Annotated in this window: 13 protein-coding genes; 12 read left to right on the top strand and 1 reads right to left on the bottom strand. The window is 61.0% G+C overall.

Annotation, left to right across the window (positions count from 1 at the left end):
- Window positions 1–69 precede the first annotated feature (69 nt).
- From mfd to ACTQ05_RS00325, 4 genes are all read left to right on the top strand, one after another.
- Window positions 70–3702 (top strand): transcription-repair coupling factor, encoded by a 3633-nt coding sequence (mfd, locus tag ACTQ05_RS00340; RefSeq protein WP_441537680.1) that lies wholly within the window; start codon window positions 70–72, stop codon window positions 3700–3702.
- A 56-nt stretch (window positions 3703–3758) separates the two neighbouring features.
- On the top strand, window positions 3759–4622 hold the full coding sequence (locus ACTQ05_RS00335) for a phosphatase PAP2 family protein (protein WP_441537679.1): 864 nt from the start codon (window positions 3759–3761) through the stop codon (window positions 4620–4622).
- A 45-nt stretch (window positions 4623–4667) separates the two neighbouring features.
- Window positions 4668–5693, top strand: coding sequence for a threonine aldolase family protein (locus tag ACTQ05_RS00330; protein ID WP_441537678.1), 1026 nt, complete (start codon window positions 4668–4670; stop codon window positions 5691–5693).
- A gap of 78 nt (window positions 5694–5771) precedes the next feature.
- The gene (locus ACTQ05_RS00325) at window positions 5772–6362 is read left to right on the top strand and encodes a GNAT family N-acetyltransferase (protein ID WP_118238204.1); all 591 of its coding nucleotides are present in this window, start codon (window positions 5772–5774) and stop codon (window positions 6360–6362) included.
- 21 nt (window positions 6363–6383) lie between these two features.
- Here the strand turns inward: ACTQ05_RS00325 and ACTQ05_RS00320 are convergent, their stop codons facing one another.
- Entirely contained in the window at window positions 6384–7106 is a 723-nt protein-coding gene (locus ACTQ05_RS00320) for a GntR family transcriptional regulator (RefSeq protein WP_427747834.1), read from the bottom strand.
- Window positions 7107–7312: 206 nt separating this feature from the next.
- Between ACTQ05_RS00320 and ACTQ05_RS00315 the strand changes: the two genes are divergently transcribed.
- The 8 genes from ACTQ05_RS00315 to ACTQ05_RS00280 all read left to right on the top strand — a co-directional run bounded on the left by ACTQ05_RS00315 (window position 7313) and on the right by ACTQ05_RS00280 (window position 15720).
- On the top strand, window positions 7313–8305 hold the full coding sequence (locus tag ACTQ05_RS00315) for an SIS domain-containing protein (RefSeq protein ID WP_441537677.1): 993 nt from the start codon (window positions 7313–7315) through the stop codon (window positions 8303–8305).
- 366 nt (window positions 8306–8671) lie between these two features.
- The gene (locus ACTQ05_RS00310) at window positions 8672–9754 is read left to right on the top strand and encodes a DMT family transporter (RefSeq protein ID WP_427719488.1); all 1083 of its coding nucleotides are present in this window, start codon (window positions 8672–8674) and stop codon (window positions 9752–9754) included.
- 183 nt (window positions 9755–9937) lie between these two features.
- The gene (locus tag ACTQ05_RS00305; protein WP_427719486.1) at window positions 9938–10861 is read left to right on the top strand and encodes a PTS mannose/fructose/sorbose transporter subunit IIAB; all 924 of its coding nucleotides are present in this window, start codon (window positions 9938–9940) and stop codon (window positions 10859–10861) included.
- 36 nt (window positions 10862–10897) lie between these two features.
- A complete protein-coding gene (locus ACTQ05_RS00300) occupies window positions 10898–11692 on the top strand; it encodes a PTS mannose/fructose/sorbose/N-acetylgalactosamine transporter subunit IIC (RefSeq protein WP_154518546.1) in 795 nt (264 codons plus the stop codon).
- Window positions 11693–11705: 13 nt separating this feature from the next.
- Entirely contained in the window at window positions 11706–12539 is an 834-nt protein-coding gene (locus ACTQ05_RS00295; RefSeq protein ID WP_154518549.1) for a PTS system mannose/fructose/sorbose family transporter subunit IID, read from the top strand.
- 198 nt (window positions 12540–12737) lie between these two features.
- Window positions 12738–13721, top strand: a complete 984-nt coding sequence (locus ACTQ05_RS00290) for an SIS domain-containing protein (RefSeq protein WP_229770738.1) — start codon at window positions 12738–12740, stop codon at window positions 13719–13721.
- 155 nt (window positions 13722–13876) lie between these two features.
- On the top strand, window positions 13877–14506 hold the full coding sequence (locus ACTQ05_RS00285) for an HAD family hydrolase (RefSeq protein WP_154518552.1): 630 nt from the start codon (window positions 13877–13879) through the stop codon (window positions 14504–14506).
- A gap of 206 nt (window positions 14507–14712) precedes the next feature.
- Entirely contained in the window at window positions 14713–15720 is a 1008-nt protein-coding gene (locus tag ACTQ05_RS00280) for a YitT family protein (protein ID WP_441537676.1), read from the top strand.
- The last annotated feature ends 76 nt before the right edge of the window (window positions 15721–15796 follow it).

Here is a 15796-nt window from a genome sequence, read left to right as displayed (position 1 = left end):
GATCTTTGACGCACGACCCGCCGAGCTTGCCCCGGCGGGCTTTTGGCGTTGCGATGCCGGAGGAACAGCATGCTCATTCACCGTATAGCCGCGCAGCTCTACACTGCCGAGGCCTTGCAGACCGTCGAGGCCGGGCTCGACGCCGGCGAGGATGTGACGCTGGCCGTGTCGCAGTCGGGCCGCACGCTTATGGCGGCTGCTCAGTTTGCGCGCCGCCCGCGCCCTACGGTCTACATTGTGAGCGGCGAGGACGCGGCCGATCGCGCCGCGCGCAGCCTTGCCGCCTACGTGGGCCTGGCGCACGTGTGCCGCTTTCCCGAGCGCAAGGACTATCCGTGGCGCGAGCAGGCGCCCGACGATGCCGTGGTGGCGCAGCGCTGCGAGGCTCTGGGGCGTATCGTGCGCGGGGACAACTGCATCATGGTTGCCTCGGCCCGTGCATTGCTGCGTTGCGTGCCGCCAGTCGAGAGCCGCTACTGGGAGTCCACGACCTTTGCGGTGGGCGAGGAGATTCCTTTTGACGAAGTGCCGCAGCGCCTGGTGGGCATGGGCTACACCAATGCCGGCGCCGCCGACGCACCCGGCCTGTTCCGCGTGCACGGCGACACCGTCGAGGTATTCCCCGCACAAGAGAAAGCGCCCGTGCGCATTGAGTTCTTTGGCGACGAAATTGATCGCATTCGCCGTATGGTGAGCTCTACGGGCCAAACCATCGGCAACGAGGACAGCATCGAGATCTTCCCGTGCCGCGAGCTGGCGCTTACCGACGAAGCCGTTCACAACATGCACGTGGCGCTCTATCGCGCAAGCCAGAGCGACAGCAAGCTGGCGGCGCTGCTCGAGATGGTTGATGCGCGTATCGTCACACCCGAGCTCGACCGCTTTTTGCCGGTGATGTACGGCCAGACCGTGAGCCCGTTGGCGCACGTGAGCGGCAAGGCGCTTGTGGTTCTGTCCGAGCCGCGCTCGCTGTTCGACGACTGCCTGCGTGCCTACGAGGATATCGAGGCGCGCGCCGGCGAGGCGGGGATTGACCGCTTGGACGGCCTGTACGTGCGCGCCCAGCAGCTCGACTTTGGTGCTCAGCAGCGCCTGAACTACGTGAGCCTGATCCGCGCCGGCGGTGCGGTTACGGCAGAGCTCAAGATTGAGCAGCCGGCTATCGCAGGCTCGGACAACCGCTTTATGACGCGTGTTCAGGAAGTCGTGGGCAAGCGCTATGCCTGCGTGTTTGCCATTCCCGACCGCGGAGCGCGCGAGTCGATGGAGCTTACCTTTGGCGACGAGGGCATTACCTTTGAGGAGTCGCTGACGGCCGCCCCCGAAAACGCCGGCGTCATTGGCGAGCGCGTACGCGTGGCAGCGGCAGATTCTGCCGACCGTGCTGCCCGCCAGGAGGCCCATGCTGCAATTCGCGAGCGCAAGGCCGACGCGCTCAACGCCCGCTCGCTCGAGGCGGGCGCCGCCCAGGCTGCCGCCGGTGCTGCCGTACCCACCATCTCGCGCGGACGCGTGACCTTTGTGGATGCTGCCCTGCCGCAGGGCGTGGTGGTGCCCGATGCCAACCTAGCCGTGTTCTCGATCGCCGATCTCAATGCCCGCATGGACGCCAACCGCGCGCGCAGCCGTCGCAAGGTGGACATTACGCAGATCACGTTTCCGTTTAAGCCGGGCGACTACGTGGTGCACGCTACCCACGGCATCGCGCTCTTTAGCGAGATCGCGCGCCAGGAAGTGGGCGGCAAGGAGCGCGACTACTTTTTGCTGGAATATGCCGACGGCGACAAGCTCTACGTGCCGCTCGAGCAGGTCGACCGCATCACGCGCTATGTTGGTCCCGACGGCGACAAGCCGCGCCTGACTAGGCTCAACACCGCCGACTGGACGCGTGCCACCAACAAGGCGCGCAAGAACGCCAAAAAGCTGGCGTTTGACCTGGTCGATCTGTATACGCGCCGTTCGTCGATTACCGGTGTCGCCTGCCCGCCCGACACGCCCGAGCAGATCGAGATGGAGGAGAGCTTTCCTTACGACGAGACGCGCGACCAGCTGGAGGCCATCGCCGATATTAAGGCCGACATGGAGGCGCCCAAGCCCATGGACCGCCTGCTGTGCGGCGACGTGGGCTTTGGCAAGACCGAGGTCGCCCTGCGCGCGGCGTTTAAGTGCGTGGACTCCGGCCGTCAGGTCATGGTGCTCTGCCCCACGACCATTCTGGCCCAACAGCACTACGAGACCTTCTTTGAGCGCTTTGCCCCGTTTGGCCTCGAGGTCGAGGTGCTCAGCCGCTTTCGCACGCCGGCGCAGCAGAAGCGCGCGCTCAAGGCGTTTGCCGAGGGCACGATCGACGTGCTCATTGGCACGCACCGCCTGCTTTCGGCCGATGTGAACCCCAAGAACCTGGGTTTGGTGATCATCGACGAGGAGCAGCGCTTTGGCGTGCAGCACAAGGAGCAGCTCAAGAACCTGCGCGAGCAGATTGACGTGCTCACGCTTTCGGCCACGCCTATTCCGCGAACCATGCAGATGGCCACGAGCGGCGTGCGCGACATGAGCCTGATCACCACGCCACCGACCGGGCGCCGCCCCGTGATCGTGCACGTGGGGGAGTACGACCCCGACGTGGTGAGCGCGGCGATTCGCCTGGAGGTGGGCCGCGGCGGCCAGGTGTACTACGTGTCCAACCGCGTCAAGACCATCGACGACGCCGTGGCACGCGTGCACGAGGCCGCGCCCGAGGCGCGCGTGGGCGTGGCGCACGGCAAGATGAGCCCGCGCGAGGTCGAGGACGTGATGATCGAGTTCGCGACCAAAAAGATCGACGTGCTCATCGCCACGACCATCGTGGAGAGCGGCATAGACAACGCGACCGCCAACACGCTGATCATCGAGGATTCGCAGCGCTTGGGCCTGGCACAGCTCTACCAGCTCAAGGGCCGCGTGGGCCGTTCTTCCACGCAAGCCTACGCGTACTTTATGTTCCCGGGCGAGCTGCCGCTCACCGAGGAGGCTACGGCACGCCTGACCGCACTCTCCGAGTTCCAGGACCTGGGCAGCGGCATGCGCATCGCCATGCGCGACCTGGAGATCCGCGGCGCCGGCTCGCTCATGGGCGCCGAGCAGCACGGCAACCTGTCGAGCGTGGGCTTTGACCTGTTTACGCAGATGCTGGGTCAGGCCGTGGCCGAGGCGCGCGGCGACGACGATGCCGGTGTGGAGGCGGCGAGCGTGGGCATCAACCTGCCGGCCGACTACTTCTTGTCCGAGGAGTACCTGCCGGCGGTGGATCAGCGCGTGCTCGTATACCGTAAGCTTGCGGCGGCCGGGGACCTGGAGAGCATCGACGAGGTGCAGGAAGAGACCGAGGCCGCGCATGGCGAGCTGCCGTTGGCGGGACTCAACCTGTTCAATCGCGCGCGAATCCGCATTCGCGGCGAGCGCCTGGGGCTCGAGAGCGTTACGCTCAGTGGCGGTCGCATCACGTTTTTGGGCGTCGACGTTCCCAAGAAGGTGGCCTATGAGCTTAAGACCCGCTATGGCGCGGTAAACTTCCCCAAGAGCCGCAAACTGTCGGTGCCCTACAAGGCGGGCGCCGGCGCGGGCAGCGGCCTGGGTCGCGGTCTCGACGCCAACGACGGCACCGGCCCCGTGGCCGCGGCACTCATGCTGCTGCAGCAGCTGGGCACGTCCGACGATGACTAACGGGTCGACGCCGTAAACGCCCCATTTGGGCAATCTGGTTCCATCGAAAGGAAAGCATGTTCGGGTACATCTATAAAAAAGATGCCGCTGCTATCGCGGCTATCCTTGCCCTCTGCCTGGGCGTGGGCAGTTTCTTCGATTATCAGATCTCGAGCGCGCTGTTCAACATCGGCAGCGTGTACGGCCGCTTTATCGAGGCGACCGGCGAGCTGCCGTTTGAGCTGACGGCGAGCGTCGCGGGCGTTATGCTCGTGCGCGCGGTGCGTCCCGACTCCAGGGGGAGCAAATGGCTCGCCGTGCTCGGCATCCTCGTCAATGTTGGCCTGACCGGCTACGAGATCGTTTCGTCCCTGAGGGTTGGCGGCAAACTCATCGTGGCTCAGTTGGTGCTGACGTTTGTGCTGGTCATCGTCGCCAACCTTATCGTCTATCGCCTCACGCGCACGACCGAGCCCGACGAGCTCACACGCTGGGCGCTCATGGTGCTTGCCGTGTGGGTCGCTCAGGCCATCATCCTCAACGTGATCGTCAAGCCGCTGTGGTCGCGCCCGCGCATGCGCGTGGTCGAGGTGACGCCGGGGCTCGAGTTTCAGCCGTGGTGGGTGATCGGCAACCCCGACAAGCGGGCCTATATTGCCGCCGGTGTAGTCAAGGACGGCTTTAAGTCGTTTGCGAGCGGACACGCGGCGCACGCGGCGATCGGCCTTATGCTCGCCGGGCTTCCCGCAGCGGCCTTTAAGGAAAAGCCGTCGCGCCGTCGTGTGGTCTTTTGGACGGCGGCTGTGGTTGTGGCGTTCGTCGCGTTTGGCCGCATCGTGATCGGAGCGCACTTTTTGAGTGATGTGAGCTGCGGTTTTGCTCTGGTGCTGGCACTTGAGTGCCTTGCCGCGCGCATTGCCTATCCCAGCGGCGTACAATAGCTCCGTTTGAATCATCTGGCCGATACCCGGTAAGAGAGGATTGCCATGCTCGCGTTTAACAACGATTATTCCCACGGCGCACACCCGGCGGTGCTGCAGGCGCTCGTCGACACCAATATGGAGCCGCAGCCAGGATACGGTACCGATGCACATACCGAGCGTGCCAAGCAGCTTATCCGCGAGGCCTGTCAGGCCCCCGATGCCGACGTGTTTTTTCTGGTGGGCGGCACGCAGGCCAACGCGACGGTGATCGACATGCTGCTCGCGCCGTACGAGGGCGTCGTTGCTGCCGAGACCGGCCACGTCGCCTGCCACGAGGCGGGCGCCATCGAGTTTGGCGGCCACAAGGTGCTCACCATCCCCGGCTACGAGGGCAAGATGCACGCCGAGGACCTTGAGAACTATATCCAGGTGTTCTACGAAAACGAGAGCTACGAGCACACGGTGTCCCCGGGTGCCGTGTACGTGAGCCTATCGACCGAGTACGGCACGCTGTACTCCAAGGCCGAGCTCGCGGCGATTCACGCAGTGTGCCAGAAGCGCGAGATTCCGCTGTTTGTGGATGGCGCCCGCCTGGCCTATGCGCTGGCGGCCGATGAGTGCGACATTACCCTGCCCGAGCTGGCGCAGCTGTGCGACGTGTTCTACATCGGCGGTACCAAGTGCGGCGCGCTCTGCGGCGAGGCTGTGGTGTTCTGCGGTATGCACGCCCCGGCGCATCCCATTCCGCGTATCAAGCAGCATGGCGCGCTGCTTGCCAAAGGCCGCCTGACGGGCGTGCAGTTCGAGGCGCTCTTTACCGACGGCCTGTATTTTGAGATTGGTCGCCAGGCGATCGAGACGGCTCAGGCGCTTCGTCGCGTGTTGCACGAGCGCGGCTACCAGTTCTTTTTGGAGACGCCGACCAACCAGCAGTTTGTGATTCTGCCCAACGAGGACATGGCCCGCATTCGCGAGCATGCCTCGATTGAGTACTGGGAAAAGTACGACGAGACCCACACGGTGGTGCGCTTTTGCACCAGCTGGGCCACGACGCAGGAGGACATCGACGCGTTGGCGGCTGTCCTGTAGCCTGATGTAGTGACAAGGGGCTGCCCTGCGCCTGAGCTTGGCGCAGGGCAGCCTTTGTTTTTGAGGGGGAAGGGTTGTATGACCGAAATGTCCGAGCCGACGATTCGCCTGGCGACGCCCGACGATGCGCCGGCGTTGCTTGCCATCTATGAGCCGTATGTGCGCCAGACGGCGATTACCTGCGAATACGAGGTTCCGAGCGTTGAGGAGTTCGCCGGGCGTATCGAGCGTACGCTCAAGCGCTACCCGTATTTGGTGATGGAGCTGGACGGGCGTCCGGTAGGCTATGCCTATGTGAGTCCGCTCAACAGCCGCGAGGCATACGACTGGTCGGTCGAGACGTCGATCTACCTGGCGCGCGATGTGCGCCACGGCGGGCTGGGCCGCAAGCTGCACGATGCGCTCAAGCAATGCCTGATCGCGATGGGCATCACCAACATGTGCGCGCTCATCGCCGTGCCGCACGACAAGGACGACGAGTATCTGACGCACAACAGTCAGGATTTCCATGCCCATATGGGGTATCGCCTGGTGGGTGCCTTCGACCGCTGCGCCCAAAAGTTCGGTCGCTGGTACGACATGTGTTGGATGGAGCTGGTCCTAGCCGAGCGCACGCCCAACCAACCCAAACCAACCTGGTTCCCCGACCTCCCCAAACCTACCATTTAGGGACAGGTTTATTTTGGCAGGTTAGCCGATGGGTTCGGTGTATTTGGCGCGGTCGGTGCGTTGGATGCGCTTGGAGACATGGAGCGGTCGGCCGTCAGTGTCGTAGACGTAGTCGGTGATCAGGATCAGCGCCTGCCCGCGCTCAACGTTGAGCAAAAACGCCTCATTTTGCGAGGCGTAGCACACCTCAAAGGTCTTATGCCCCTGTGCCGGTGCGCGATGGAACTCCTGTCGCAGCGTGGCGTAGAGCGAGCCGTTGATATCGCGATCGATGAGCGTCTCGAAGCTTGGCGGCAGGTAGGTGGTCTCCAGGCACAGCGGTGCGTCGTCCAGGTAGCGCAGGCGGACAAGTTTGACGAGCTTGCTGCCCACGGCGGCGTCAAAGAACTTAGCTATGCTGCCGGCCGCCTTGGCAAAGCCCGAGTCCACGGTGCGCGTGGTGGGCTTCATGCCCTGGCCTTCGACCTGCTTGGTATAGCTCGAAAACACTAGGTTGTTCTCGTGGAGCGCGGGCGTGTCGGCCACAAAGGCGCCACGCCCGCGCTCGGTGCGCACCAGGCCCTCATCAACGAGCACCTTAAGGGCGTGGCGTACGGTGCTGCGTGACAGCCCCGATTCGTCCATGAGTTCCATCTCGGACGGCAGCTTGTCTCCGCGCGCATACGTGCCGGCAGCGATGCGATCGCGCAGCGTGCCCGCCAAGCGCTCGTATTGGGTCAGTTTCTTTTTAGATGTGACGCCCATATTGCCAACCTATATCTAACCTGTATGCTTACCTAAGCAAGCATGTATTTAATAAAACAATAAAACTGCTGGTAGCGAGCTACCGAAAACCACAGCAGCAAAATTTCTAAGACAAATATAGCATACAACTAGTCGACATAACCAAAACATGTATGTAACTTGTATGCCTGTGATGAGCATCAAACGAGAAGAAAGGCTGATGCACGATGACTACTCAGGAACAGGTTAAAGATGTCGTCTCCCAGGTTTTGGCCGACAAGGCAGACAAGGGCGGCATCAAGCACGTCGTGTGGATTGGCGCCGGCGGATCCAACGGCGGTAACTATCCTGCCCAGTACTTTATGGAGCACGAGGCCACGCAGGTCGTGAGCTCCAGCTACACCAGCAACGAGTTCGTGCACGCCACCCCTGCCTACGTTAACGAGAACACCTTGGCCGTCGTCGTGTCCATGCGCGGCACCAAGGAGACTATCGTCGCCGCCCAGGTCGCCAAGGACCGCGGCGCCAGCACCATCGCCATCTATGTCGACGAGTCCGCCCTCACCGAGGTCTGCGACTACAAGATTCAGTACGACAGCCTGGCCGTCGACGAGTCCTGCATGGGCCGCACCAACTCCGCCGTCGTGACCATGATCGCCATGGAGCTCACGCAGCAGACCGAGGGCTATGCCGAGTACGAGACCGCCATGGCCGCCTTCGACTTGGTCGACCCCATCTATCGCAAGGCCGTCGAGTACACCCGTCCGCTCGCTGCCAAGTGGGCCGAGCAGAACGCCGACAAGCCCTGCATCAACGTGATGGCTCAAGGTCCGCTCTTTGGTGCCGCCTACGTCTTTAGCATCTGCAACGTGCAGGAGATGCTACAGATCGACTCCTGCACCATCAACACCTGTGACTTCTTCCATGGCCCCTTCGAGATCCTGGACAAGCGCACTTCGCTGTTCCAGCTCATCAGCGTCGGCCGCAGCCGCTGCAACGACGAGCGCGGCACCCGCTTCGTCAACCAGTACGGTGGCGAGCGCGTCTATCAGCTCGACGCCAAGGAGCTCGGCCTCAACGACATCAAGGACAGCGTGAGCGAGTACTTCAACCACCTGATCTTCGCGCCGATCCTCAACAACGTCTACATGCGCGCGCTCTCTGCCGTCACCCACAAGGACTATATGACGCGCCGCTACATGTGGAAGCTTGACTACTAGGAGTTACGCGGTTTTGCCAAACCGCGTAACGGCTCGACGCTGCAAACCCGCCAGAGCGGCAATCTGCCTTTCAGCTTCAGCGGCATGACCAGAAGGTCAATGCCGCTTCGCTTCAAGGCACCTTGCTCGCTCTGGCGGGTTTTCGCTGACGTTGCCAAAGCATCGGCGTCGCCTTGGTCCAGATGTGGCAGTTGAGGACGTTCCTTTTCTGCCGGCAGTTGGGGACAGTCCTAGTCGTTTAAGTACGTCCCCAATGAGTATGTGGGAGAGCAGATTTTTCCGTTCGGCGATTTGTGGCTTGAAAAATGTATATAACGACTATAACGTAGTATGAAACATATTGGAAACAATACCGAGGAGGCTGCGTTGAAGAAAAGCAATCTGGGCTATGTGCTGGTGCTGATCGCCGCGCTTATGTGGGGCAGCATCGGAATCTTTGTAAACGGCATCTCGGCCATGGGTGTTTCGTCTCAGAGCATGGCGGCCTTTCGCCTGTTGTCGGGTGCCGTCTTAATGGCTCCGGTCTTGGCGTTCATGGGTTGCCAGGGAGGTGCTCGTGAGGGAAAAGCATCGGGTCCCCTGGCCCTGTTCAAGGCAAGCCCTAAAGAGCTTGTTCCCTGCGCGCTTGTCGGTATCGTCGGTTTGGCCGCCGCCAACACCTGCTATTACGAGTGCATGGGCGAGGTGGGCATGTCCACGGCCTCGGTGCTGCTCTACACCTCGCCGGTGTTTGGCGTCATGCTCGGCCGCGTGCTTTATCGCGAGGACGTGACCCCTAACAAGCTCGTTGCCATTGTCTTTAACATCGTTGGCTGTGTGCTTGCAGTGACCAATGGCGACCTTTCCGGTTTTCATTTTTCGGTTTGGGGCGTCACGTCGGGTGTGATTGCAGGCCTTTGCGGTGCGTCGCTCGCGGTGTTTAGCCGAATAGCAACCAAGACGGTCCACCCGCTGGCTGTCACGTTTTGGGGCTTTGTTTTTGGCGGTGCGGTTATGGCAGCTATCGCGGCTCCGTGGCCGGATGTCGCCGCGGCAATGTCGCCACAGCTGCTGCTGTTGTTCCTTGGCTTTGGACTCATCCCCACAGCCGTGGCTTACATCTTATATATGCAGGGTCTGTCCATGGGGCTCGAGACGTCGAAAGTTCCCGTCGTAATGTCATTCGAGACAGTTGTCACCGTACTGCTGGGCATTGGTGTCTACGCCGAGCCCGCCGGCGCGATCAAGGTCCTGGGCATCGTGCTGGTGCTCGCGTCCATCCTGATCATGAACACCGACTTCTCCAAGCTGCGCAACAGTGTGTTTGTCGGCCATGTCATTGAGAGCATGACCTTTAAGCCCAACGCGTGGTGGACGGAGAAATCGCAGGACATGGATCTGTTTAAGGAACGCACCGGCATCGCGCTGGAGCCCACCGTACAGGAAAGTCCCTGGTACTTCGTGCGATAGGGAATTGCGTGCGGCATCCGACCTGGGGTTATCCAGCCAGTGCCCGCCTACCCAGCCCCAACGTTTCGAGTACGTTAAACCCGTAAACGGTCGATTTTTAACCGCGAACGGTCTTTATAGTAATTATTAATGTAAGTAGCGTATAAGACGTTATAATGACCATAACGAAAAGGAGGAGGCAAGATGAATCAGATCATTCTCGCATCTCATGGCGGCCTGGCCGCAGGCGCCAAAGACACGCTCGAGATGGTTCTCGGCGACGTGTCGAACGTCCACGTCGTGTCGCTTGCTCGTGACGACAAGGAGCCCATCACCAATAAGGTGGACGCCATGATCGCCACGTTCAACGCGGACGACACCGTCTATGTGCTGACCGATATGCTCGGCAGCTCGGTCAACAACAGCATGGTCGAGCTTTCCAAGAACGGCACGAAGTTCACGGTTGTCAGCGGTTTCAACATCCCGCTGGCGCTCACGCTCGCTATGAGCCCCGCCCCCGTCAAGGGCACCGAGCTCGCGGCCCTCATCAACGAGGCCCGCACTGGTCTGACCAACCCCAACGCACCGGTCGAGGCCGTCGCGGCTCCCGCCAAGAAGGCCAAGGCGTCCCGTCACAGCTCCGGTCCCGCCAAGATCGTCCTCGCACGTCTTGACTACCGTCTGCTGCACGGCCAGGTCGTCTTTACCTGGACCACCAAGGTTCAGGCCGAGCGCATCATCGTCGTCGACAACGCTGCCGCCAACGATGACATCAAGAAGGGCGCTCTTAAGCTGGCCAAGCCCCAGGGCGTGCGCCTGAACGTCTTCACCGTCGAGCGTGCCCTCGCCAAGATGGACAAGCTCAACACCCTCGGCGAGCGCGTCATGTTCGTCTTTGGCAACACTGCCGAGATGCTGCAGTTCTGCCAGGGCTACAAGCTCGACGCCATCAACCTGGGCGCCACCGCCAACCACGACGGTGCCGATCAGGTCGGCGGCAAGGACAGCTCCGTCTTCCTCGACGCCACCCAGAAGGCCGACATCAACCAGCTGCTCGACATGGGCATCAAGCTCTATGTCCAGCAGACCCCCACGTATCAGAGCGTCGACATCGACGCCAAGCTGTAGTCAACCAGGCTTTTGCCTGACTGAAAGGAGAAGGGTATGAATACGTTCATCAGTGCGGTGCTCGTCGGCCTCGTCGGCGTGTTCTGCATGTGGGACTCCCGCCTGCTCGGTCGTCTTAACTTCGAGCAGCCCCTCGTTGGCGCTACGCTCGTCGGTCTGCTGCTGGGCGATGTGCCCACCGGCCTTGCCGTCGGTGCCGCCGTCGAGCTCGTGTCCATGGGCCTGGTGCAGGTCGGTGCTGCCGTTCCGCCCGATATGGTCCTGGGCGGCATCGTGGCCGCTGCCTTTGCGTGCCTGACCGATGCTTCCGCCGAGACCGCCATGACGATCGCCATCCCGGTCGCCGTCCTGGGTCAGCTCCTCGGCATCGTGTTCCGTTCCATCATCGCCGCCCTCACCCATGTGGCAGATAGCGCGATCGATAACGGAAAGTTCAAGACCGCCTACCGTATGCACATCTGCGTCGGCACTGGTCTGTACGCCGTCATGTACTTCCTGCCGATCTTCCTCGCCGTCTTTGTTGGCACCGACCTGGTTCAGGCCATCGTCAACATGGTCCCCGAGTGGCTGTCCACTGGTCTTAACGTTTCGACCAAGATCATGACCGCCTACGGCTTGGCCCTGCTGCTCACCATGATGATCAAGAAGGGTATGACTCCGTTCCTGTTCATCGGCTTCCTGCTCGCCGCTTACCTCAACCTGTCCGTCATCGCGGTCGCTCTGATCGGTGTGTGCCTGGCTGTCGTCTTCATGGGCTTCAAGTTCAACGGTTCCCATGCAGCCGCCGGTGTCGATTCCGACTACGATCCGCTCGAAGACGACGAAGACTAAGGAGGAACACACTATGGCAACCGCAACCAAGGACGTGTCCCTGAACAAGAAGGTCAGCCAGTTCTTCTGGCGCTCCTGGGCCATCCAGGCCTCTTGGAACTACGAGCGTCAGATGAACATGGGCTTCCTCTATGGCATGGTTCCCACGCTCGATCGCCTCTATCCGGATGAGTCCGACCCCAAGCAGCTTGCTGCCAAGAAAGAGGCTTATCGCCGTCACATGGCGTTCTACAACTGCACTCCGCAGACGAGCGCTTTCGTCCTGGGCCTCGCCGCCTCTATGGAGGAGGAGTACGCCAAGGATCCCGAGAACTTCGATCCCGATTCGATCAACGCGGTCAAGACCTCCCTCATGGGCCCGCTTTCCGGTATTGGTGACTCCTTCTTCCAGGGCACCATCCGCGTTATCGCCTTTGGTCTGGGCGTTCAGCTTGCTCAGCAGGGCTCCATCATGGGCCCGATCCTGGCCATGCTCATCTCCATCGTTCCCTCCGTGCTGATCACGTGGTTCGCAGCCAAGATGGGCTATCAGGGCGGCCACGAGTACCTGAGCAAGCTTCAGGGCGGCGACCTCATGGAGAAGCTCATGTATGTCTGCGGCATCGTGGGTCTTATGTCCGTGGGCGGCATGATCGCTACGCTGATCGGCGCCACCACCCCGCTGCAGTTCGCTGACGGCACCGTCGTGATCCAGGACATCCTGGACGGCATGATGCCCCAGATGATTTCCCTTGGCCTCACCGGCCTTATGTACTGGCTCATCAAGAAGAACGTCAACACCGGTTGGCTTCTTGTGATCGCCATCGTGGGCGGCATCGCCCTCTCCGCGGCCGGCATCCTGGCCTAGTCGCGCCCAAGCGTCTAACCGCTTTCCCCGGGGAGCCTGCCTGGCATCCCATACCCCAGGCAGGCTTCCATCCCTAAATGTGTCAAAGGGACAGTCCCTATGTCACATCTTCAATGGGCCGGCGACTCGGTCCAAATCACGGTAATCCTGCGCACGCCCGGCAAAGTGGCGCCGCAAAAATCGAAAGGAATGTGTCAGATGTACGAGATCGACCTTAACCTCCCTAAGCAGATCGTCGCTGACGTCCTGTCCAACCACGAGATCCACAGCGTCGCCTTCGTTGGCTGCGGCGCTTCCATGTCCGACCTTTACCCCGCCAAGTACTTCCTGGCCAACAACACGGACAAGCTGAACGTTCAGATCTTCACCGCAAACGAGTTCAACTACGACACGCCCTCCTGGGTCAACGAGCACACCTTCGTGATCACCTGCTCCCTTGGTGGCTCCACGCCCGAGACCGTCGAGGCCAACAAGACCGCCAAGAAGCACAACTGCCCGGTCGTCTCCCTCACCAACAAGGCCGGCTCCGCTCTGACCGTCGACGCCGACCACGTCATCATCCACGGCTTCCACGCCAACTATGCTGCCAAGTGCGAGAAGCCCGGCTATGCCATCGCTCTTGCTCTCGAGATCCTTCAGCAGACCGAGGGCTATGACCACTACGAGGACATGATCACCGGTCTCACCAACGTCTTCGACCTCTGCGAGAACGCCGCTCAGTCCTGCAAGAAGCTCGCCAAGAAGTTCGCCGAGGACTTCAAGGACGACAAGATGATCTACTTCATGGCTTCCGGTGCCTCCGAGAAGATGGCTTATTCTCACGCCGCCTTCCTGTTCACCGAGATGCAGTGGATCGACGCCGCCGCCTACAACACCGGCGAGTACTTCCACGGCCCGTTCGAGGTTTCCACCGAGGGTAAGCCCTACGTCTTCTTCATGTCCGATGGCGCTACCCGTCCGATGGACGCCCGCGCCCTCACCTTCCTTGAGCGCATGGGCGCCAAGGTCGCTCTGATCGACTCCAAGGACTACGGCCTGGCTGACGCCGTGCCCGCGAGCGTCGTCACCTACTTCAACCCGCTGCTGCACCTCGCCGTTATGCGCGAGTACGGCAACCAGATCGCCGAGGCCCGTCAGCACCCGCTGACCATGCGTCGCTACATGTGGAAGCTTTCCTACTAATCACAAGTAAGTAGACCTTACGGGTTGATTGAGAGGGGATGGGGTTTTCGCCCCGTCCCCTTTTTTGCTTTGGGGCGTGTTTGTCGCGCCGCAAACCCCAGATAAAACCTACCAAAATAAACCTGTCCCTTTTTGGCAGGTGGAAGGAGGAGCGTATGATCAAGGCAGTGCTGTTTGACATGGACGGCGTGCTGGTCGATACCGAGTGGTTCTACAACCGTCGCCGCGTGGCGTTTATGGAAGAGAAGGGGTTCCACTTTGACGAGATCCCCGACCTTTCGGGGTCTAACGAGCCGGCCATTTGGAAGGCGCTGGTGCCCGACGATGTTGAGCTGCGTGAGCGCCTGCGCGTGGAGTACAAGCAGGTCTACAGCCCGCACCACCCCGTTCCGTATGCCGAGCTTCTCAACGAGCAGACAGAGCCGGTGATGCGTGAGCTGCATGAGCGCGGTGTGAAGTGTGCCATCGCGAGCTCGTCCTATCGCGAGCTGATCGACGAGCTGGTGGAGATTGCCGGCATCGCCGACGTGCTGGACTACACCATCAGCGGTCACGAGTGCAGTGCGTTTAAGCCCGACCCCGAGATCTACCAGCGTGCCATGGAGGCGCTGGGGGTGGAGCCTGCCGAGTGCCTGGTTATCGAGGATTCGCCTCTGGGCATCGAGGCTGGCAAGCGCTCTGGCGCCCGCGTCCTGGCGCTGCGTCCGCACGAGGGCGTCAACCTGGACCAGTCTGCCGCCGACGTTGTCATTGACAATCTGTGTGACATCCTACCTGCCATTTAGGGACAGGTTTATTTTGGCAGGTTTTATCTGGGCAAATGCCGAATTCGCCGTGAAGGGATCGCTCTCTTCACGGCGTTTTTCTTTTGAGCGGCCTCACGGTCCTTCTGATGGTTGTCGAGAGAGGGTGAATTGAGGCGCCCCCGCACGCTCCATGCTACAATCGCGGGCATGCCCCACAACTATATCTGCCTTCGAAAGGAGCCTGCGTGGCGGATGCCATCGATCAGCTCACGGACCGCGTGCTCGTACTCGGCCGCCTCACCATCGTCCGCCGTGCCATTACTGCCGTGGCGGTCACGGTCTCTGCCGTTCTCCAGACATTTCTGATCCAGGCATTCATTCGGCCCGCTGACCTGCTTCCGAGCGGTTTTACCGGCGTCGCGGTCCTTCTCGATCGCGTTACCTCGCTAGGTGGCGTTCACATCGACATCTCGCTCGGTATGCTCGCACTCAACATCCCCGTGGCGCTCCTATGCTGGAGCGGCATTAGCAAGCGCTTCGTCATCTTCTCGATGATGCAGGTCGTGCTCTCGTCGCTGTTCCTCAACGTCTTTCACTTCGCTCCATTTTTGGGCGACAAGATCATGCTCATCATTTTTGGCGGCGTGGTCTCGGGCCTGGGTGCTGCCATCGCGCTTAAGTCCGGCGCATCCACCGGCGGCACCGACTTTATCGCGTTATGGGTCTCCAACCACACAGGCAAGACCATCTGGGGCGTCATCTTTGGCTTTAACTGCTTTATCCTGGCAATCTTTGGTTTTATGTTTGGCTGGGACAAGGCGGCGTATTCCATTGTGTTTCAGTTTATTTCGACCAAGACCATCGACAGTTTCTATCATCGCTACGATCGTGTGACGCTGCAGATCACGACGCGTAAGGCAGACGAGGTCATGACTGCCTACGTAAACCATTTTCAGCACGGCATGAGCTGCGCCGAGGTCGTCGGCGGATACAGCCGCGAGAAGATGTACCTGCTGCACACCGTTGTCTCGACCTACGAGAGCCAGGACATTATCAGGCTGGTATGCGAGGTTGATCCCGGCGCCGTGATCAACGTGTTCCACACGCTCAACTTTGTGGGCGGTTGGTGGGGCGGTCATGTCGACGAACCCATGCCCACGGCCGTTCCCGATCCCGACAAGCCCGCACGCATGGCCAGCAGGCAGGTGCGCCTCAGCGAACAGGACAGCTTGCAGCAGGACGACGGCAAGTAAGGTATTTGGCATTTTGCCGGCTCTGCTCAATCCTGTCCCTTTTTGGTAGGGAGGGTGTATCGTTTTATCGTTATGA

This window comes from Collinsella sp. LCP21S3_A9 (assembly GCF_052118785.1).
In the GTDB taxonomy this organism is placed as follows: domain Bacteria; phylum Actinomycetota; class Coriobacteriia; order Coriobacteriales; family Coriobacteriaceae; genus Collinsella.
Note: the sequence above shows the minus strand (reverse complement) of the source record. Positions and strands in the feature narration are given on the sequence as shown.

What these genes read in the sequence shown, in the direction of transcription:
- mfd (WP_441537680.1), top strand. Translation starts at nt 70, where the DNA reads ATGCTCATTCACCGTATAGCCGCGCAGCTCTACACTGCCGAGGCCTTG.
- ACTQ05_RS00335 (WP_441537679.1), top strand. Translation starts at nt 3,759, where the DNA reads ATGTTCGGGTACATCTATAAAAAAGATGCCGCTGCTATCGCGGCTATC.
- ACTQ05_RS00330 (WP_441537678.1), top strand. Translation starts at nt 4,668, where the DNA reads ATGCTCGCGTTTAACAACGATTATTCCCACGGCGCACACCCGGCGGTG.
- ACTQ05_RS00325 (WP_118238204.1), top strand. Translation starts at nt 5,772, where the DNA reads ATGACCGAAATGTCCGAGCCGACGATTCGCCTGGCGACGCCCGACGAT.
- ACTQ05_RS00320 (WP_427747834.1), bottom strand. Translation starts at nt 7,106, where the DNA reads ATGGGCGTCACATCTAAAAAGAAACTGACCCAATACGAGCGCTTGGCG.
- ACTQ05_RS00315 (WP_441537677.1), top strand. Translation starts at nt 7,313, where the DNA reads ATGACTACTCAGGAACAGGTTAAAGATGTCGTCTCCCAGGTTTTGGCC.
- ACTQ05_RS00305 (WP_427719486.1), top strand. Translation starts at nt 9,938, where the DNA reads ATGAATCAGATCATTCTCGCATCTCATGGCGGCCTGGCCGCAGGCGCC.
- ACTQ05_RS00300 (WP_154518546.1), top strand. Translation starts at nt 10,898, where the DNA reads ATGAATACGTTCATCAGTGCGGTGCTCGTCGGCCTCGTCGGCGTGTTC.
- ACTQ05_RS00295 (WP_154518549.1), top strand. Translation starts at nt 11,706, where the DNA reads ATGGCAACCGCAACCAAGGACGTGTCCCTGAACAAGAAGGTCAGCCAG.
- ACTQ05_RS00290 (WP_229770738.1), top strand. Translation starts at nt 12,738, where the DNA reads ATGTACGAGATCGACCTTAACCTCCCTAAGCAGATCGTCGCTGACGTC.
- ACTQ05_RS00285 (WP_154518552.1), top strand. Translation starts at nt 13,877, where the DNA reads ATGATCAAGGCAGTGCTGTTTGACATGGACGGCGTGCTGGTCGATACC.